General features: G+C 70.3%; 15 protein-coding genes, 1 tRNA gene and 5 pseudogenes. 12 read left to right on the forward strand and 9 right to left on the reverse strand.

Going from position 1 to position 18,151, the window contains the following annotated elements:
- Positions 1–9: 9 nt before the first annotated feature.
- The 5 genes and pseudogenes from GVO57_RS06725 (at position 10) to GVO57_RS06745 (ending at position 5,098) form a co-directional block, all read left to right on the forward strand.
- Positions 10–1,260: a putative DNA modification/repair radical SAM protein gene (locus GVO57_RS06725; RefSeq protein ID WP_160592510.1), complete on the forward strand. Its 1,251-nt coding sequence runs from the start codon at positions 10–12 to the stop codon at positions 1,258–1,260.
- A gap of 93 nt (positions 1,261–1,353) precedes the next feature.
- Complete coding sequence (locus GVO57_RS06730) at positions 1,354–2,007, forward strand: OmpW/AlkL family protein (protein ID WP_160592511.1); 654 nt, start codon at positions 1,354–1,356, stop codon at positions 2,005–2,007.
- 140 nt (positions 2,008–2,147) lie between these two features.
- Positions 2,148–3,620: a UdgX family uracil-DNA binding protein gene (locus GVO57_RS06735; RefSeq protein WP_160592512.1), complete on the forward strand. Its 1,473-nt coding sequence runs from the start codon at positions 2,148–2,150 to the stop codon at positions 3,618–3,620.
- Entirely contained in the window at positions 3,617–3,877 is a 261-nt protein-coding gene (locus tag GVO57_RS06740) for a DUF3297 family protein (protein WP_160592513.1), read from the forward strand. The genes GVO57_RS06735 and GVO57_RS06740 overlap by 4 nt, the downstream gene beginning before the upstream one ends.
- Before the next feature lie 265 nt (positions 3,878–4,142).
- Positions 4,143–5,098 (forward strand): annotated as a pseudogene (locus GVO57_RS06745) (DUF808 domain-containing protein).
- Positions 5,099–5,150: 52 nt separating this feature from the next.
- Here the strand turns inward: GVO57_RS06745 and GVO57_RS14915 are convergent.
- The 6 genes and pseudogenes from GVO57_RS14915 to GVO57_RS14920 form a co-directional block, all read right to left on the reverse strand.
- The gene (locus GVO57_RS14915) at positions 5,151–5,399 is read right to left on the reverse strand and encodes a hypothetical protein (protein ID WP_233281517.1); all 249 of its coding nucleotides are present in this window, start codon (positions 5,397–5,399) and stop codon (positions 5,151–5,153) included.
- Positions 5,399–7,600 carry a zinc-dependent metalloprotease gene (locus GVO57_RS06750; protein WP_233281518.1) on the reverse strand — a complete coding sequence of 734 codons (2,202 nt, stop codon included), beginning with the start codon at positions 7,598–7,600 and terminating at the stop codon, positions 5,399–5,401. The genes GVO57_RS14915 and GVO57_RS06750 overlap by 1 nt, the downstream gene beginning before the upstream one ends.
- Positions 7,601–7,739: 139 nt before the next feature.
- A complete protein-coding gene (locus GVO57_RS06755) occupies positions 7,740–8,195 on the reverse strand; it encodes a hypothetical protein (protein ID WP_160592514.1) in 456 nt (151 codons plus the stop codon).
- Between the two features lie 96 nt (positions 8,196–8,291).
- Positions 8,292–8,378: transfer RNA gene (locus GVO57_RS06760), tRNA-Leu, on the reverse strand.
- Positions 8,379–8,519: 141 nt separating this feature from the next.
- Complete coding sequence (locus tag GVO57_RS06765) at positions 8,520–9,026, reverse strand: DUF3426 domain-containing protein (RefSeq protein WP_233281519.1); 507 nt, start codon at positions 9,024–9,026, stop codon at positions 8,520–8,522.
- 188 nt (positions 9,027–9,214) lie between these two features.
- Positions 9,215–9,271: pseudogene (locus tag GVO57_RS14920) on the reverse strand (MJ0042-type zinc finger domain-containing protein); the annotation flags it as partial.
- A gap of 154 nt (positions 9,272–9,425) precedes the next feature.
- Here GVO57_RS14920 and ftsE point away from each other — a divergent pair.
- From ftsE to GVO57_RS15415, 4 genes and pseudogenes are all read left to right on the forward strand, one after another.
- On the forward strand, positions 9,426–10,130 hold the full coding sequence (gene ftsE, locus GVO57_RS06770) for a cell division ATP-binding protein FtsE (protein ID WP_160593875.1): 705 nt from the start codon (positions 9,426–9,428) through the stop codon (positions 10,128–10,130).
- Positions 10,127–11,023, forward strand: coding sequence for a cell division protein FtsX (locus GVO57_RS06775; RefSeq protein WP_160592515.1), 897 nt, complete (start codon positions 10,127–10,129; stop codon positions 11,021–11,023). The genes ftsE and GVO57_RS06775 overlap by 4 nt, the downstream gene beginning before the upstream one ends.
- A 16-nt stretch (positions 11,024–11,039) precedes the next feature.
- Positions 11,040–11,566, forward strand: a pseudogene (locus GVO57_RS06780) (YdcF family protein).
- 219 nt (positions 11,567–11,785) lie between these two features.
- Positions 11,786–12,049: pseudogene (locus tag GVO57_RS15415) on the forward strand (lysophospholipid acyltransferase family protein); the annotation flags it as partial.
- 195 nt (positions 12,050–12,244) lie between these two features.
- Here GVO57_RS15415 and GVO57_RS06790 read toward each other — a convergent pair.
- On the reverse strand, positions 12,245–12,832 hold the full coding sequence (locus tag GVO57_RS06790) for a TetR/AcrR family transcriptional regulator (RefSeq protein WP_160592516.1): 588 nt from the start codon (positions 12,830–12,832) through the stop codon (positions 12,245–12,247).
- A gap of 102 nt (positions 12,833–12,934) precedes the next feature.
- On the opposite strand from GVO57_RS06790, the gene GVO57_RS06795 reads away from it, so the two are divergent.
- On the forward strand, positions 12,935–13,357 hold the full coding sequence (locus GVO57_RS06795; RefSeq protein ID WP_160592517.1) for a hypothetical protein: 423 nt from the start codon (positions 12,935–12,937) through the stop codon (positions 13,355–13,357).
- Between the two features lie 183 nt (positions 13,358–13,540).
- Here GVO57_RS06795 and GVO57_RS06800 read toward each other — a convergent pair whose 3' ends face one another.
- The gene (locus tag GVO57_RS06800) at positions 13,541–14,449 is read right to left on the reverse strand and encodes a prephenate/arogenate dehydrogenase family protein (RefSeq protein WP_160592518.1); all 909 of its coding nucleotides are present in this window, start codon (positions 14,447–14,449) and stop codon (positions 13,541–13,543) included.
- Entirely contained in the window at positions 14,449–15,561 is a 1,113-nt protein-coding gene (hisC, locus tag GVO57_RS06805; protein WP_160592519.1) for a histidinol-phosphate transaminase, read from the reverse strand. Before hisC ends, GVO57_RS06800 begins: the two co-directional genes overlap by 1 nt.
- 130 nt (positions 15,562–15,691) lie before the next feature.
- On the opposite strand from hisC, the gene rpe reads away from it, so the two are divergent.
- Both rpe and GVO57_RS06815 read left to right on the forward strand, forming a co-directional pair.
- Positions 15,692–16,354 (forward strand): ribulose-phosphate 3-epimerase, encoded by a 663-nt coding sequence (rpe, locus tag GVO57_RS06810; RefSeq protein ID WP_160592520.1) that lies wholly within the window; start codon positions 15,692–15,694, stop codon positions 16,352–16,354.
- A pseudogene (locus tag GVO57_RS06815) lies at positions 16,351–18,077 on the forward strand (heparinase II/III family protein). The gene rpe and the pseudogene GVO57_RS06815 overlap by 4 nt, the downstream one beginning before the upstream one ends.
- Positions 18,078–18,151 lie beyond the last annotated feature (74 nt).

Below are 18,151 nucleotides of genomic sequence, written 5' to 3' on the forward strand. Positions count from 1 at the left end.
AGAACATCGATGGCCCAGCTCGATGTTCGCCAAAAGCTCGAAATCCTTGCCGACGCCGCCAAATATGATGCGTCGTGTGCGTCGTCGGGCAGCGCCCGGCGCAACAGCCTGAAGGCCGGACCGCGCGGCACCAAAGGGTTGGGATCGACCGAGGGCATGGGCATCTGCCACGCCTATGCGCCCGATGGCCGCTGCATCTCGCTGCTCAAGATCCTGCTGACCAACAGCTGCATCTTCGACTGCCATTATTGCATCAACCGCAAAAGCTCGAACGTGCGCCGGGCGCGCTTCACCGCGCGCGAGGTGGTCGATCTCACCATCTCCTTCTACAAGCGCAACTATATCGAGGGGCTGTTCCTGTCCTCGGGCATCATCGCGTCGAGCGACTATACGATGGAACAGCTGGTCGAGGTCGCGCGCAGCCTGCGCGAGGACCATGATTTCCGCGGCTATATCCATCTGAAAACGATCCCCGACGCCGATCCCGAACTGGTCAGGCAGGCGGGGCTGTATGCCGACCGGCTGTCGATCAATGTCGAACTGCCGACCGAGGGCGGGCTGAAGCGGCTCGCGCCCGAAAAATCATCGGTGCGGATCGAAGGCGCGATGGCCGATGTCGCCGGCCATATCGCCGAGGCGCGCGACGCACGCCGGTTCCGCCATGCGCCGCGCATGGCCCCGGGCGGCCAGTCGACGCAGATGATCATCGGCGCCGACAGCGCGACCGATGGCGATGTCATCCGCCGCGCGTCCGGCCTTTACCGCCGCCACGGGCTGCGCCGCGTCTATTATTCGGCGTTCAGCCCGATCCCCGATGCCAGCGCGGTGCTGCCGCTGCGCCGCCCGCCGCTGATGCGCGAGCACCGGCTCTACCAGTCCGACTGGCTGATGCGCTTTTACGGCTTTGCACCCGACGAGATGGTCGATGCCGCCGATGCCAGCGGCATGCTGCCGCTCGACATTGATCCCAAGCTTGCCTGGGCGCTCAAGCACCGTGCCAGCTTTCCGGTCGACGTCAACCGCGCCCCGCGCGAGCTGCTGCTGCGCGTGCCGGGGCTGGGGGTGAAGGCGGTCGGCGCGATCCTGTCCGCCCGGCGCTGGCGGCGGCTGCGGCTTGACGACATTGGCCGGCTGACGGTGTCGGTGGCGCGGGTGCGGCCCTTTCTGGTGACCGAGGACTGGCGGCCGACGACCCTGGTCGACCGGACCGATCTGCGCCAGTTAATCACAAGCAAAAACAATCAGTTGGAGCTTTTTTAAGCTAGGGAGATTCCCTAGGGTTTGACGCCCGTCAAAGAGGCGCGCCGGCGGTGTCGCCATGTCCGCCTTCGTCAAAGACGAAGGGGCAAGAAGATGATCCGCACATTGACGTTCGCACTGCTCGCTGCCGCCGCGGCCCAGCCGGCCATGGCCGAGGCCGGGGATTTCCAGGTCCGACTGCGCGGCATTCTGGTCGCGCCCAATGAGAAATCGGGCGATGTGCTGCCCGCCTTTCCGGGCGAAAAGGTGAGCGTCGACAACAGCTTCATGCCCGAAATCGACTTTACCTATTTCGTGTCCGATCATGTCTCGCTCGAACTGATCGCGGCGACGACCAAGCACACCGCATCGGGCCGCACCGGCACCACCGGGTCGATCGGTGCGCTCGCCTCGACCTGGGTGCTGCCGCCGACGTTGACCGTCCAGTATCGCCCGATCGCCAAGGGCAAGGTGCGCCCCTATGTCGGCGCGGGCGTCAACTACACGCTGTTCTATTCGGAAGATGCGAGCGCGGGGCTTGAACGTGCGGTCGGCGCGACGCGGGTGAACCTCAAATCCAGCCTTGGCTGGGCGGCGCAGGCCGGTGTCGATATCGACCTCAACGACAAGATTTTCCTCAATCTCGACGTCAAATATATCGATATCGACACGACCGCGCGGCTGGCGACGACGGCGATCGGCACTCAGCGCGTGCGGCTGAACCTTGATCCGTTCGTGTTCGGCGCGGGGCTGGGCTTCCGCTTCTGAACCGCCGAATGACTTGGGGCTGAGGTTGCCTGGCGGGATGACCGGCCGGATGGCTTTTGCCGGTCCCGTGCAATGCTTATCTCCCGCCCCGACGCCCGCTGCATCGGCGGGCGGAGAGGCCGGGAGGTTGGGCAGGCGGGATGCGGCATATCAGGCTGGCGCGGGCGGATGATGCGGACGGGTGGCGCGACGCCGCCCGGGCGCTGATCGCCGCGTCGGTGCCGCCCGAACGGGTCAGCTGGTCGGTCGGGGAGGAGGGGGGCGACCTGTTCGCCGCGCTCGCCCCGGCCGGCGAGGCATCTGCCCCCGAACCCGGGCCGGGTTTCACCGTGCCGCGCGCCTTTCTGGAGGTCATGCGGCTGGCGATTGTCCACCGCGATCCGGAGCGGTTCGGGCTGCTCTACACCTTGCTCTGGCGGCTGCGCACCGCCCCCAGGCTGATCGAGGACCGCGCCGATCCGCTGGTCCGGCGGCTCGATGAGATGGTCCGTTCGGTCCGGCGCGACATGCACAAGATGCGCGCCTTTGTCCGTTTCCGCGAGGTGGCGGAGGGCGAGGGCAGCCGCTTTGTCGCCTGGTTCGAGCCCGATCATCACATCGTCCGGCTGAATGCCGGCTTCTTCGTCCGCCGGTTCGCGGCGATGCGCTGGTCGATCCTGACGCCCGAATGCGCGATCCACTGGGATGGCGAGCGGCTGACCGAAGGGCCGGGGGCCAGCCCCGCCGATGCGCCGGGCGGCGATCCGGTCGAGGCGATGTGGCACGGCTATTATGCCGCGATCTTCAACCCCGCGCGGGTCAAGATCGGCGCGATGCTCAAGGAAATGCCGCGCAAATACTGGAAGAACCTGCCCGAGACGGCCCTCATCCCGCAGCTGATCGCAGGCGCACAGGCGCGCGAGACACAGATGATCGCCGCAGCCACCCCCGCAGACGACGCAACCGCGCCGCGCCGCGCGGTCAGGGGCGATTCCGGCGACCGGGGCCGGGCCTGGGCGCTGCTCAGGGCGGAGGCGGCAGGCTGCACCCGCTGCCCGCTTCATGCCGGGGCCGGCGGCACGGTGTTCGGCGAGGGGCCGGTCGATGCGCGGCTGATGCTGGTCGGCGAGCAGCCCGGCGACCGCGAGGATCAGGCGGGCCGCCCCTTTGTCGGCCCCGCCGGCCAGCTGCTCGACCGCGCGCTCGGCGAGGCCGGGATCGACCGGGGGCGGCTCTACCTCACCAACGCGGTCAAGCATTTCAAGCATGTGCAGCGCGGCCCGCGCCGCATCCACCAGACGCCCGGCCCGGCGGAAATCGACGCCTGTGCATGGTGGATCGAACAGGAAAGGCTGGTGATCCGCCCGCCCGTCCTGCTCGCGCTCGGCGCGACGGCGGCGCGCGCGCTGCTCGGCCCGGGCGGAACCATCGCTGCGCTGCGCGGCCGCGCGCACCGGCTGGCCGACGGGGCCGAGGCGTGGGTGACCGTGCATCCCAGCTATTTGCTGCGCCTGCCCGATGCCGATCGGGCGCGCGACGAATATCGCCGCTTTGTCGACGATCTCGGCCTTGCCTGGGCGCGGGCCGAGGCTCTTGCCGGGGGCGGGGCGGGCGCGCTAGAGGCGCGGCCATGACCGATACCCCGCCCGACCGCCTGTCCTCCGACCCGCGCAGCCCCTTTTACGCGCCCGATCTGCTCGCCCGCGGCATCGGCATCCGCTTCAAGGGTGTCGAGCGCACCGATGTCGAGGAATATTGCGTCTCCGAAGGCTGGGTGCGCGTGGCGCTCGGCAAGAAGATGGACCGGCATGGCCGCCCGCTGACCATCAAGCTGACCGGCCCGGTCGAACCCTGGTTCCAGTCGCCGGCTGACGCGCCTGACGGCGCGTAATCATTTGTTGTGCGCCCTACGGCGCAGGGGCGCGTTGTTTGTTGTGCGCCCTACGGCGCAGGGGCGGCACCGGCCCGCTCCCCCACCCGGCCTCCCAACGGCAGGATACGCTATGGGAGGCCGGGTGGGGGAGCGGGCCGGTGCCGTTCTTCCTGGCTAAAGACTCCCGGTGCCGTTCTTCCCAAATAAGCGCCTCCCGGTGCCGCGACTAAGCCATCTACTCCCCGGCCTTCCGCCGCCGCCCGCCATGCGCTAAGCGGCCGCCATGGCTACGGGTCTTGTTGCACTTCTCGACGATATCGCCGGCATCACCAAGCTGGCGGCGGCTTCCCTTGACGATGTGAGCGCGGCGGCCGGCAAGGCCGGGGCCAAGGCGGCCGGGGTCGTCGTCGACGACACGGCGGTCACGCCGCGCTATGTCACCGGTTTCACGCCCGACCGCGAACTGCCGATCATCGCCAAGATCGCGCGCGGATCGCTGTTCAACAAGCTGGTCATCCTGCTGCCGGCGGCGATGGCGCTGAGCGCGCTTGCCCCGTTTGCGATCACGCCGCTGCTGATGCTGGGCGGCGCGTTCCTCTGCTTTGAAGGCGCGGAAAAGCTGATCGAGGTCATCCGCCCGCATGGCGCGGGCGAGGAGGAGATGCACCTCGCGCTCGAAAGCGCCGAGCTGGAGCGGCAGAAGGTCGCCGGCGCGGTGCGCACCGATTTCATCCTGTCGGCCGAGATCATGGCCATCGCCCTCAACGAAGTCGCGCGCGAAAGCCTGGTGATGCAGGCCGTCACCCTGGCGCTGGTCGCGGTGGCGATCACCGTTGCCGTCTATGGCGCGGTCGGCCTGATCGTGAAGATGGACGATATCGGCCTGCATCTGGCGCGCCGTTCGTCGGCGCTGGTGCGCGGGATCGGGCGCGGGCTGGTGCGCGGGATGCCGATCCTGATGCAGGCGCTGTCGGGCATCGGCATCGCCGCGATGATCTGGGTTGGTGGCGGCATCATCGTCCACGGCCTGCACGAGCTGCATCTGCTTGAGGCCATTCCCCATGCCGTTGATCAGGCGAGCGATCTGGGCGCGGGGCTGCTGGCCTTTGCGCCGGGCTTTGGCCGCTGGCTGGGCGGGCGGTGGCCTCGGGCATTTTGGGCGTCGTGCTGGGCGCGGTGATCGCCGGGCTGATCCATCTGCTGCCGCGCCGCAAGGGCAAGGACGTCCAGCCGGCCTGAGGGCGGGCCGTCCCGGCACTCTGACGGGCGGCTTACAGGGCGCCGCTTTCCGTCATCCTTCCCCGTCGCCGATCGGCATGCCCGGCGGCACGGCGGGCGCTGACGTGTCGCGCGCGATCGCCGCTGCCCGCGCCTCGCGGTCGCGCAGCAGCCGCGCCATTGCCAGCGCCCAGGCGCGGTCGTCGCGGTCGGCGATGCGTGCCCCCGCCTGCGCCGCCGCCCAGTCGTCGAGCGCCTGATCGATCCTCAGCGCCGCTTCGCTGCCCGTGCCGGCATCCTGGGCGGCGCGGGCCAGCGCCATCAGGATGCGCGTGCCGACCGTGCGCCGGATCGCGGCAAGCCGGGGGCGGCATCGGGCCGGGCGACCAGCCCGATCAGCCGCTCGGCCAGTTCGCCGACACCGGGAATGGCGGGATCGCGGCGGTGCTGATCGGCCATGCGCGCCAGCCTTTCGGGCGCGAGCAGCGCGCCGAGCGTGACCTGTGCCGCGACATCGGCGGCGACCAGCGGGTCGAACACCGTGCCGCCGGGGGTGCGCATCACCTCGATATCGAACTGGCGGTCGCCATCGCCGGACCAGCCGGCCGACAGCGCCGGGATCAGCGCCTCCGGCACGTCGAGCGCCGCCGGGTCGAGCGTGGCGAGCAGCGCGGCGAGTGCCTTGTGCTGCGCAGCGCCCGCGACCGGCCGGCCCTGGCCCGCTGCCTCCGCGCCTACGGCATAGCCGCTCTCCACCCCGCCCAGCAGCTTCCCCGCCGCCTCCACCTGATAGCGGTGCAGCAGCCAGACGGGCACGAATTTGCGGCGCAGATTTGCAGCCGGCTCGTCAGGGGCGAGCGCCGCCGGGCCGAACCGGGCAATCGCCGCGCGCCGCACGGTCATCATCCGTTCAAGCTCGGCCACCGGATCGCTGCCATCGTCCCACAGGCTGCCCCAGGGCTGGGCGGCGCCGGCAGCCCGCGCGTTTTCATCGGCCACGAAGCGCAGCCCGCGCGCCGCCGCCGCCCCGGCCTTTTGCCGCGCGGCGGCATCGGCGTCCCCGGTCGGCGGATCGCCATAAAGCCAGTCGATCGCGTGCATGTCCCACGCGCCAAGGCCGGTGCCATAGGCATCCGACAAATCGGGCGCGCCGTCCTTCAGCGTGATGCGTGGCGCGGGATAATCCATCACCGAGGCGCGGTTCTGGGTGCTGCCGGCAAAGTTGTGCAGCAGGCCGAGCGCATGGCCAACCTCGTGCGCGGCCAGCTGCCGGATGCGCGCCAGCGCGACCTGGGCGGGATCATTGGGCCCGCCGCGCCCGGTTGCCGCCGCGCCGACCAGCCCTTCATAGATCAGAATGTCCTGCCGCACGCGCAGCGAGCCGAGCAGCACCGAGCCCTTCAGGATCTCGCCCGTCACCGGATCGGTCACCGCAAAGCCATAGGACCAGCCGCGCGTCGCCCGGTTGACCCAGTTGACGACGTTGTAGCGGATGTCGAGTGGATCGACCCCTTCGGGCAGGATCTCGACCTGGTAGGCGTCGATCAGCCCGGCGGCCTCGAACGCCGCCTTCCACCATGACGCACCTTCGCGCAGCGCGGTGCGGATCGGCTCGGGCGCGGCGCGGTCGATATAGAAGATGATCGGTTTTTTGACCCGCGAGCGTGCCGCACCCGGATCGACGCGTTCCAGCCGGAAGCGGTTGGCGAGATTGCGGACGATCTGTCCGCCCAGCGGGGCGGCATAATCCAGATACTGGCTGGAAAAGCTGCCGCCGCGCGGATCGAAGCTGCGCGGGCGATAGCCGGGTTCGGGCAGCGCGATCAGGCTGTGGCGGACGGTGAGGCTGATCTGTCGCGGATCGGGCGCGATGTTGCGCACCTCTGCCCCCGGCGTGTCGGATATGAAGGTCTGCAGCGCCTCCAGCTCGATATTGCGCGGAAAGACGCGCACCGCCGCCGGATCGGCAGCGCTCAGCTCGGGCGCGGGCTTCCAGCCTTTTTCACCGGCGGCGCGCAGCTGGTCGGCAATGCCCTTGCTGTCGCGCAGCAGGAACGGCGCGATATCGACCAGCGTCTCGCCATTCGCCCCCGCAACCGCATCGCCCAGCCACAGCGTCGAGGTGGCAAAGGCCTCAGTCGCCGCCGCCTGTTCGGCCGCCGGCGCGCCATCGGCGCGGAAACGCGGATTTTCCAGCTCGAACGCGACCTTGCGGCCGATCCGCCGGATGACGAGCAACTGCGCCGGGCCGGGCTGGGCGCGGTCAAGCCCGATCGGGGCGGAGCCAAGCCCGGTGCGCAGCGCCGTCGCATAGAGCAGCCGCGCCATCACCCCGTCCGCCCCGGCCGTCGGCAAGGCGAGCAGGATCCGCCCGCCCGCCCGGTCGACATGGACGGTGAGCAGCCCGTCCATCCGCTGCGTGCCCTGCAGCACGGCCGGCGCGGCGGGGGCGGCCCCGGCGGGCATGGCGGCGAACAGCAGGGGCAGGGCGATAAGGGCGGCGCGCGCCGGCGTGCGGATCATCTTGTCTTTCCCCCGATCTGATTCAGGCGGGGACGCTAAACCCCTGTCCGGGGCGTGAAAAGCCGCGATCTAAACGCCCGTTGCTCCGCGCGGGATCGGCAGATCCGCGCAAGGATGCGGTTGCCCCCCATGCCGCCGGTCATCCGCTGTCGGCGGATGGCCGGGGATCGAGGCGCGCCGCGATCGCCGCCGCGCCCCATGTCAGCAGCGCCACCGGCACGCCTGCGGTCCATGGCACCAGGCCGATGGCGAGCGCCGCGGCGGTCCAGCGTGCGGCGCGCAGCGCCTCGTGGGCATCGCGGTGGGCGATGAAATAGCAGATGAGGAGCACGCCGGTTGCTGCCGCGAACACCGCAAGCACGCTGCGGCGCCGCGCGCGCCGTTCGGCCCGGGCGCAGATGCCGGTCACGATCATGAACGGGGCCAGCAGCAGGATTGCCGCAACCGGCTGCATCCCCGCGACCATGGCCAGATGCCCGTCGACAGCAGCGGCCAGCGGTTCGCCGCCGATCGACATCCGGGCCATGATGTCCGCGCCGCTCGTGCCGGCAAGGAACGCGGCCACGCCCAGGGGCAGATAGAGCTTGAGGCCCATGCGCCAAGGCTATGGCCGGCGGGGCCTGAGAGCAAGCGAACGTCCGCCGGTCAGCGGATCGTGTCGATCGGGTGTCTGCCTGCTGTTCTCAAGTAATGGTGCGGTCGAGAAGACTCGAACTTCCACGGCCTTTCGGCCACAACGACCTCAACGTTGCGCGTCTACCAGTTCCGCCACGACCGCACACTTTACGTCTGCCGGGATGCCCCGGCGTCCGCCCGCCGGGGATGCCCCGGCGCTGGTAGGTGGCGGCCTCTAGCAGAGGGTTTTGCGCCGCGCAACACGCATATGGCGGCAAAATGCGGGCGGCGCGGCCGGGGCGGTTCAGCCCCGGCTGCCGGCAAAGCTGAGCTTGAGTTCGCGCACCCCGGCCGGCACGTCATATTCGGCCGCGTCGAAGCGGATGACGGCTCCGGGCGCGAGGGTGCGTGCGGGCGGGGTGATCACCCAGCGATAGACGATCCGGCCCTGACCGTCCTGCAGCTCGGCCTTGATGTCGGGCACGGTCTGCGGGGCGCGGGTCGGGTTGGTGATGCGGCCCGACAGGGCGAACAGCTCGTTGCCGCTGGCAAGCGTGCGCCGTTCCGGCCGGCCTTCGAGATCGATCAGCAGCGCGACCTGCCCGTCGCCCGCCCCAAGGCCGAGCCGCTGGCGCACCATGTCCAGCCCCAGATACTGGATCGCCGCCACGCCCAGCAGCAGGATCAGCCCCGCCGCGATCGCCGCGATCGTCCAGCGCCGGGCCGGGTTGCGGCGCGGGCGAATGGCGCCGCCATCATCGAGCGGGCCATAATCCGGTTCGATGACCGGCGTTGGCGGTGTTTCGGCCACGGCATCGTCGACAAAGCGGGCCGGTGCGGCCTGTTCCGCCGCTTCGGGTGCAGCGGGGGCATCGGCGGTGTCGGCGGGCGGTGCGGCCGGGGCGGGGCATCGGCAGGAGCCGCGTCGTCAGGCTCCGGCGGATCCTGGAACCAGCTGTGCCGGCAGGCGGCGCAGCGCACCGACCGGCCGGCCGGGCCGATCGCGCTTTCTGGCACGACATAGCGCGTCCGGCAGTTCGGGCATTGCAGGATCATCTTGGTTAACAGCCCCTTTCGGCCTCTCTTCTAGACCCGGTGTTCAAGCGCAGGCAAGCACGGCGCTTTACGTGCGCCGCCGGGCCATGCGATGGGGGCCGGATCGAACGGTCCGGCGGCGAGCGCGGCCGGTATTGCGACGGGGGAGCGCGCGGTGGCGAGCATCGTGCAGTTTGAAAATGTCGGCCTGCGCTATGGCACGGGCGCGGAAACCCTGTCGGACCTGAGTTTCAGCCTTGCGCCGGGCGCATTTTATTTTCTGACCGGGCCGTCGGGGGCGGGCAAGACCTCGCTGCTCAGGCTGCTCTATCTGGCGCAGCGGCCGAGCCGGGGGCTGATCCGTCTGTTCGGCGAGGATATCGTGACGCTGCCGCGCCACGGCCTGCCGGCGCTGCGCCGCCGCATCGGCGTGGTGTTCCAGGATTTCCGGCTGGTTCCGCATCTGTCTGCGTTCGACAATATCGCGCTGCCGCTGCGCGTCGCTGGGGCGGCGGAGCGCGACATCATCGCCCCGGTCAGCGAAATGCTCGACTGGGTCGGGCTGGCCGACCGCGCCCGCGCCCGGCCGGCGACGCTGTCGGGCGGGGAGCAGCAGCGCGTGGCCATCGCCCGCGCGGTCATCGCCCGCCCCGAAATGCTCGTTGCCGACGAACCGACCGGCAATGTCGATGCCGATATGGCCAACCGGCTGATGCATCTGTTCGAAGCGCTCAACCGGCTGGGAACAACGGTCGTGGTCGCGACCCATGACGTGCAATTGCTGTCGCGCGTGTCCGCCGCCCAGATCATGCGGCTGGAACGCGGGACGCTTAATGACCCGACCGGGGCGCTGCGTTTTCCGCCGCGGGCGAGCGCATGATCGCCCGGCTGAGCGCACGCATCGCCTCGCCTGACCGGCTGCTGCTGCCCGAAGGGCGGGCATCCGGGCCGATGCCCTGGGTGATCGCGATCATGGCCTTTCTGACCGTGCTGGCGGTCGCCGCCGGCATTGTGCTGGCCGCCGCATCGGCGCGGCTGGCCGAACAGATGTCGGGCCGGGCGACCGTCCAGATTGTCGAGGCCGATGCCGCCCGCCGCGCCGATCAGTCGGCGCGCGCGCTGGCGCTGCTCCGGTCCCGCCCCGATGTCGTGCGCGCCGATCCGGTCGGCATGGCGGAGATGACGGCGCTGCTCGAACCCTGGCTGGGCAAGGCGGGGCTGGCCGCCGACCTGCCGGTGCCGGCGCTGATCGACATCGATCTGCGCTTGGGGACGACGGACATCGCCGCGCTCGAACGCGCGGTCCGGGCGGTCGCCCCGGCGGCGCGGATCGACGGCCATGCCCGCTGGCTCGGCCCGGTGCTGCGCCTGACCGGTGCGCTGGGCGGGCTGGTGGCGCTGGTCGTGATGCTGACCGGCATTGCGACCGCCGCCTGTGTCGTGCTCGCCGCGCGGGCGGCGCTCAACACCCACCGCGCGACCATCGATGTGCTGCATCTGCTGGGCGCGACCGATGCCCAGATTGCGCGGCTGTTCCAGCGCCGCATCGCGCTCGATGCGCTGTTCGGCGGCGGGCTCGGCCTTGGCTGCGGCGTCGTTGCGCTGATCCTGATCGGCGGGCGGATCGGTGCGCTCGGCTCCGAACTGGTCGGCGGGGCGGGGATGCCGGGCTGGGGCTGGCTGGCGCTGCTGGCGGTGCCGCTTGCCGCCGCGCTGGTCGCGACCATCGCCGCGCGGCTGACGGTGATGCGCGCGCTCGCCCGGATTTTGTGACAGGATCCGGCCCGGCATGATCCGAAGACTGCTCTCTGCGCTGATGATCCTCTGGCTGACCGGCTTTGTCTGGTTCGTCGTCATGCTGCCGCGCCCGGCCGATGACAGCCGCACCGATGCGGTGATTGTGCTGACCGGCGGGGCCGGGCGGATCGAGCGCGGGCTGCAGCTGCTGACCGCCGGGCGGGCGCGCCGGATGCTGATTTCGGGCGTTGATCCGCTGGTGCGTCCGGGCGAGCTGGCCGCGCGCTACGGCGTTCCGGCGCGGCTGTTCGCCTGCTGCATCGATCTGGGCGATGCCGTCGACACGCGCTCGAACGGCGAGGAGGCGGCGGGCTGGATCCGCGCCCGTCGTTATCGTTCGGTGCGGCTGGTGACGACCGACTGGCATATGCGCCGCGCCGGGTTCGAGCTGGAGCGGCAGCTGCCCCCGGCACGCGCGTGCTGCGCGACGCGGTGCGCAGCGATCCCGATCTGGGGATGCTGATGATCGAATATCACAAATATCTGTTGCGGCGCGGGGCCGCATTGTTCGGGATCTGATCGATGGCCGTGCTCCGCACGATTCTGTTCATGCTGGTTTTCTATCCGGCGAGCGCGTTGATCGTGCTCCTGTCGCCCATTGCCTCGGCGCTCGGCCGGCCGGCGCAGATCCGCTGGACCTATGTGTGGATCCATATCCATGACTGGGCGACGCGGGTGCTGCTCGGCATCCGCTACCGGATCGAGGGGCAGGTGCCGCCCGGCCCGGTGCTGGTCGCGATGAAGCATGAGGCGATGTACGAGACGCTGGCGGCGTTCCTGTTCCTCGACCGCCCCTGCCCGGTGTTCAAGCGCGAGCTGACGCGCATTCCGCTCTGGGGCCGGGTGACGCGGGTCTATGGCTCGGTGGTCGTCGACCGCGATGGCGGCGCGCGGGCGATGCGCACGCTGCTGACCGAGGCGCGCGCGCTGATCGGCGAGGGGCGGCCGATCCTGATTTTCCCCGAAGGCACGCGTGTGCCGCATGGCAGCCGCCCGCCGGTCAAGCCGGGCATTTCGGGGCTTTACCGCATGCTCGGCCTGCCCGTCGTGCCGGTGGCGGTCGACAGCGGGCGGCTGTGGCCGCGCGGCGGTTTTGCCCGCCATGCCGGGCTGGTCACGTTCCGCGTCGGCGAGACGATCCCCCCGGCCTGCCGCGCGCGGAGATGGAGCAGCGGCTGGTGGCCGCGATCAACGCGCTCAACCCGCCGGAGGCGCCGGCGACGGCCGTTCCGGCCTGACATTGGCCTCGGCGGCGGCGCGCGCAATCGCCGCCTCGGCCAGCGCCGGGCGGCCGAGCGCGTCGAGCAGCATCGCCCCCTCGATCACCGCCAGCAGATGGTGCGCGGCCGGGGTGGATTCGCCCTCGGGCAGGTCGAGCCGTTCGTCGAGCCATGCAGCGAACAGATCGGCGATCGCGCCGGCGATCCGCCGCTGCGGCTCGGTCCCGCGCGCGGCGCCGGCGGCAAGATCGAGCCACAGATGCATGAACGGCCTGAGCGCCGGGTCCGCCATCCCGGCCCAGACCGCCCCCAGCAGCGCCGCCCAGCCGAGCCGCGTGCCCGGCGGCAGCGCGGCGGCGAGGATCGCGGTCAGCCGCCGCGCGATGCGGTCGAGCGTCAGCGCCAGCAGCCGGTCCTTGTCGCCGAAATAATAAAGCAGCATCCGGTCGCTCGTGCCCGCCGCGCGCGCCAGCGGCCTCAGGCTCGCCCCGGCCAGCCCGTGGGTCAGCAGATGATCGGCCATCGCCTCGATCGCCGCGTCGCGCCGGTCGTCCTTCATGGTCATGGCCCGATCTCCATCGCGCCCCCATAGCTGAAATACCTGTAGCGGTCGCTACAAAATCTGTTATGTAGCGGGTGCTACATTGACCTTGAGGGAGCGGCTGCGATGACCGGGTTCTGGAAGAAATGGCTGGCGGCGTGGTGTGCGGCGGTCGTGATGTTCGGGGTGGTGCTCGCCTCGGGCGCGCATCCGGCAACCGATATGCCGGTTGATCTGCTTTATGAGCTGCTCAATCCCGCGCAGCCGGCCGATTTCACCCCGGCGCTCAGGTTCGCGACCGGGCTGATGGGCGCGCTCACCATCGGCTGGGGGCTGACCATCGCGGCGGCAATCGGTGCGGCACTGCGCGCCGGGCCGGACGGGGCAGGGACATGGCGGCGGCTGACCGGCGCGATCCTGATCTGGTTCCTGGTCGATTCGGGCCTGTCGATCCTGACCGGCTATGGCCTCAACGCCGTGTCCAATGCGGTGTTCACCGCCGGCTATCTGCTGCCGGTCTGGCGTTCAGGGGTGCTGGCGGCGCGCTGAGCGCCGTTGTTTGGGAACAACGCGTTTTCAGGGCGGCTTCCGCCGCACGGGCGGCGCCAGGGTGTTTTGCCTGGTCGCGGCACCGGCCCGCTCCCCCACCCGGCCTCCCATAGCATATCCTGCCGTGGGGAGGCCGGGTGGGGGAGCGGGCCGGTGCCGCCCCTGCGGCGTGAGCCGCACAAGCTAGTCGTGCGCGCGGCCGAAATCGGGGCGGGCATCGTCCTGCCCCTGTTCGATGATGCCGCGCCGGATCGCGCGGGTGCGGGTGAACAGGTCAAACAGCATGTCGCCATCGCCCCAGCGGATCGCCCGCTGGAGCGCGGACAGATCCTCGCTGAACCGTTGCAGCATGTCGAGCACGGCCTCGCGGTTGGCGAGGAACACGTCGCGCCACATCGTCGGGTCGGACGCGGCGATGCGGGTGAAATCGCGAAAGCCGCCGGCTGAATATTTGATCACTTCCGACCGGGTGACGGTTTCAAGGTCGGATGCGGTGCCGACGATCGTATAGGCGATCAGGTGCGGCAGATGCGAGGTGACGGCGAGCACCAGATCATGGTGTTCGGGCGTCATCATGTCGACCTGCGCGCCCAGCCGTTCCCAGAACGCCTGCAGCCGCGCCGCGGCCACCGGATCGCCGCCGTCCACCGGGGTCAGGATGCACCAGCGGCCATGGAACAGGCTGGCAAAGCCCGCTTCCGGTCCGCTGTTTTCGGTGCCCGCGACCGGATGGGCGGGGACGATCTGCCGCGCCGGGATGACGGCGCCAAGCGCGGCCGCGACGCTCGCCTTGGACGAGCCGACGTCGGAGACGATGGCATCGGCGGGCAGATCGGGCGCGATCACCTCCGCGACCGGCCCGATCGCGCCCACCGGCACGCACAGGATCACCAGATCGGCGTCGGTGACGGCGGCCCCGGCATTGTCGGCAATGTCGTCGCACAGGTTGAGCGCGCGCGCCGTCTCGCGCACCGCCGGATCGGCGTCATGCCCGGCCAGATGCACGCCGGGCATATGCTGGCGCACCGCCCGCGCGATGGACGAGCCGATCAGGCCGAGCCCGATGATCGAGACGCGGCTGAACGGCAGCATCAGGCCCGTTCGGCCAGCGCCCTGAGCGCGGCGGCCACGCCCTGCGTTTCCTCCGCCGTGCCGATCGAGATGCGCAGGCCGTTGCCCAGCCCCTGACCCGGCAGCCAGCGGGTGATGTAGCCCGCGTCCATCAGCCCGCGATAGGCATGTTCGGCGGTGAGCGCGCCTTCGAAGATCACCAGCACGAAGTTCGCGCGCGACGGAATGGCGCGCAGCCCCTTGTTGCCAAGGGCTGCGATCTCGCCCTCGAACCAGCTCCGCCATTTGGCGTTATGATCGCGGCTGGTGGCGACGAATGCATCATCGGCAAGCGCCGCGACCGCCGCGCGCTGGCCGCCGATGGTCATGTTGAACGGCAGGCGGATGCGGTGCATCGCCTCGATCAGCGGTGCTGCGCCATAGCCCCAGCCCAGCCGCTCTGCCGCCAGACCGTGGATCTTGGAAAAGGTCCGCGTGATCAGGACGTTGGGCGCGGTCTGCGCCAGTTCCATGCCGCCATCATCCTCATCCGCGCCCAGATATTCGGCATAGGCATGATCGAGGACGAGCAGCACATGCGGCGGCAGCCCGGCATGCAGCCGCGCGATTTCGGCGCGCGGGGTGTAGGTGCCGGTCGGGTTGTTGGGATTGGCGATGTAGACGATGCGGGTGCGGGGCGTGACCGCCGCTAGGATCGCATCGACATCGGTTGCATAATCGCGGTCGGGTGCCACCACCGGCGTCGCACCAACACGGCGGGCCGCAATCTCATAGACCGCAAAGCCGTAGCGGACGAAGATCACCTCGTCGCCCGGGCCGGCAAAGGCACCGGCGGCCAGATGCAGCACCTCGTCCGAGCCATTGCCATAGATGACCCGTGCAGGATCAAGGCCATATTTGGCGGCAATCGCCTCGCGCACCATCGCCGCCCCGGCATCGGGATAGCGTTCCAGGCTGTCGGCCGCCGACTGATAGGCGGCGCGCGCCGCCGCGCTGGTGCCGAGCGGGTTTTCGTTCGACGACAGCTTGGCGACCTTGCGGCCGTCATCGGTGGTGGCGCGCCCGGGGACATAGGGCGCGATGCGCATGATCCAGTCCTTGGCGACCGGAGCCGGAGACGTTGCGTGATCCATGGCGCGGCCCCTTACGGCTTTGCCCGCAGCGCCGCAATGGCAGCCGGGGCCGGTTCCGTCCCTGCTATCCACAACTCTCTTGCGCCCGGGCGTTGCACGCGCGCGGGGCACATCCTAGAGAAACCGGCCAATGAGCCAGCCTGTCCGCATCGCGCCTTCGATCCTGTCCGCCGATTTCGCCCGTCTGGGCGAAGAGGTGCGGGCAATCGATTCGGCGGGGGCCGACTGGATCCATGTCGATGTGATGGACGGTCATTTCGTGCCCAACATCACCATCGGCCCGGCGGTGGTGAAGGCGCTCAGGCCGCACACGGCCAAGCCGTTCGACGTCCATCTGATGATCTCCCCGGTCGATCCGTATCTGGAAGCGTTCGCCGAGGCCGGGGCCGACATCATCACCGTCCATCCCGAGGCCGGACCCCATCTGCACCGCACGATCCAGCGCATCAAGGCGCTGGGCCGCAAGGCGGGCGTGTCGCTCAATCCCGCAACCCCGGCCAAGATGCTCGACTATGTGCTCGAAGAGGTCGATCTGGTGCTGGTGATGAGCGTCAATCCCGGCTTTGGCGGGCAGAGCTTCATCGACAGCCAGCTGCGCAAGATCGAGGCGATCCGCAAGCAGATCGACCGGATCGGCAAGCCCATCCATCTGGAGGTCGATGGCGGCATCGACCGCGACACCGCGCCGCGCGCGATCGCCGCCGGGGCCGATGTGCTGGTGGCGGGAACCGCAAGTTTCCGCGGCGGGCCGGATGCCTATGCCGCCAATATCGAGGCGCTGCGCGGCGGATGACCGAGCATCAGCGCCTCGCCGCCGCCGACGGGATCGAGGAGGGCAAACGCCTGATCCGCCTCGACGATGATCGCGGCGCGTCGCTGGCGCAGCGTCTGGCCAACCGGCTGCACCTGCTCACCTGGCGCACCCCGCTGCACAAGATGCGGCTGAAAGGGCGTTTCCCGCTCAAGCTGCTGGCGGTGCCCGAAGATCCGATCTTCGGCGATGTGGTCGCGGGCCGGGCGCTGCTCGCCGGGCGGATCAGCTGGCGCGGCGAGGCGCTGGCACTCGCCGATCTCGATTTCGCCACCCTGGCGGTGTCGCCGGGGCTGTATGATTATCTGCACAGCTTTCAGTGGCTGCGCGACCTGTCGAGCGTCGCCACAAGGGCCGAGGGCGCGCCGGTCGCCGAAGCGATCATGCGCAAATGGCTGGCCGCGCACGGCGAGGCGATTGGCGGCCCGGCCTGGTCCTGCCCGCTCTGGGGCGGCGGATCCTGTTCTGGACCGCGCACGCGCCGCTCATCCTGTCGAGCAACGACCTGATCTACCGTTCGGCGGTGCTGAACGGGCTGGCGCGCGGTGCCCGCCATCTCGACCGCGCCGCCGACCGGGTGCCAGAGGGGGTGGACCGGGTTGCCGCCTGGGCGGGGATCGTTGCCGCCGGCCTGTTGCTGCCGGGCGGCGAGCCGCGGCGGATTTTCGGCGAGGCGGGGCTGACCCGGGCGCTGTCGACCGCCTTTTTCGAGGATGGCGGCACCATCTGCCGCTCGCCCGCCGGGCTGATGGACGGGATCGCGATCCTGAGCCTGCTCCGCGCGGTTTACGATGTCCGCCGCGAACCGGTGCTGCCGGCGATCGAGACCGTGCTGGCGCGCGCCGTGCCGGCGCTGCTCGGCGTCATGCACGGCGATGGCGCGCTTGCGGGCTGGCAGGGCGGCCTGCCGCTGGGCGAGGACCGGATCGCGCCGCTGATCGCGGCATCGGGCGTGCGCGCCCGGCCGCTGCGCCAGGCGCGCGACTGGGGCTATCAGCGGCTGGCCGGCGGCGCGACCGTCGTGACCATCGATGCCGCACCGCCGCCCGTCACGCGGCTGGCGGCGGGCTGTGCGTCGACCCTTGCCTTTGAACTGTCGGACGGCGCGCACCGCATCGTCGTCAGCTGCGGCGGCGCGCGCCATGCCGGCGCGACGCTGCCCGTGGCGCTTGCCGACGCACTGCGCACCAGCGCGGCGCATTCGACGCTGATCGTCAACGACGCCAACTCGACCGCCATCCATGCCGATGGCAGCCTGGGGCGCGGCGTCGGCGCGGTCGAGATCGACCGGCAGGAGCTGGAGGGCGGCAGCCGGATCGAGGCCAGCCATGACGGCTATGCCCGGCGCTATGGCTTTCTGCACCAGCGGGTGCTGGCGCTGAGCGTCGACGGGCGCGAGCTGCGCGGCGAGGACAATCTGGTGCCCGTGCCCCGCCGCCGCAGCCGGCCGGCGCCCTTTGCCGCGCGCTTCCACCTTGCCCCCGGCGTCGAGGTGACGCTGACCGCCGACGGGCAGGGCGCGCTGCTGCGCCCCGATGGCGGGCCGCTGTGGCAGTTCCGCGCCAAGGGCGGGCTGCTGTCGGTCGAGGACAGCCTGTGGGTCGATGCCGATGCCCGGCCCCGCGCCAGCCAGCAGCTGGTGGTGACCGGCGAAGCCCCGGCGGGCGGCGCGAGCATCAGCTGGCTGCTGCGCCGCGCCGGCTGATCCCCGCGCGCGCCCGATAGCGGTCCGCCTGCTGATCCCAGCTGCGGCGTTTTCGATCATCCTGACCGAGATTT

Source organism: Sphingomonas changnyeongensis, from assembly GCF_009913435.1.
Taxonomy (GTDB): domain Bacteria; phylum Pseudomonadota; class Alphaproteobacteria; order Sphingomonadales; family Sphingomonadaceae; genus Sphingomonas_B; species Sphingomonas_B changnyeongensis.